Genomic DNA, 540 nt, shown 5'->3' with positions numbered 1-540 from the left:
TGACATATGGTAGGAGAGCGTTCTGTAAGCCTGCGAAGGTGTCTTGTAAAGGATGCTGGAGGTATCAGAAGTGCGAATGCTGACATGAGTAGCGATAATGCGGGTGAAAAGCCCGCACGCCGTAAGCCCAAGGTTTCCTGTTCAACGTTCATCGGAGCAGGGTGAGTCGGCCCCTAAGGCGAGGCAGAGATGCGTAGCTGATGGGAAGCAGGTTAATATTCCTGCACCGTCGTATGATGCGATGGGGGGACGGATCGCGGAAGGTTGTCTAACTGTTGGAATAGTTAGTTTCTGATTCATAGAAGGTGCTTAGGCAAATCCGGGCACGTAATTCAAGGGATTGGGACGAGGGACTTAGGTCCTGAAGCAATCGGAAGTGGTTCCAAGAAAAGCCTCTAAGCTTCAGTCATACGAGACCGTACCGCAAACCGACACAGGTGGGCGAGATGAGTATTCTAAGGCGCTTGAGAGAACTCGGGAGAAGGAACTCGGCAAATTGGTACCGTAACTTCGGGATAAGGTACGCCCCGGTAGCTTGAC

The 540-nt window shown here is 51.9% G+C and carries 1 rRNA gene; it reads left to right on the top strand.

From position 1 onward, the window contains the following. Nucleotides 1–540 (top strand): 23S ribosomal RNA (locus LK539_RS24385); the annotation flags it as partial.

The organism is Massilia sp. IC2-476 (genome assembly GCF_020707295.1).
GTDB lineage: Bacteria > Pseudomonadota > Gammaproteobacteria > Burkholderiales > Burkholderiaceae_D > Telluria.
This window is presented reverse-complemented; position numbering and strand designations above follow the sequence as displayed.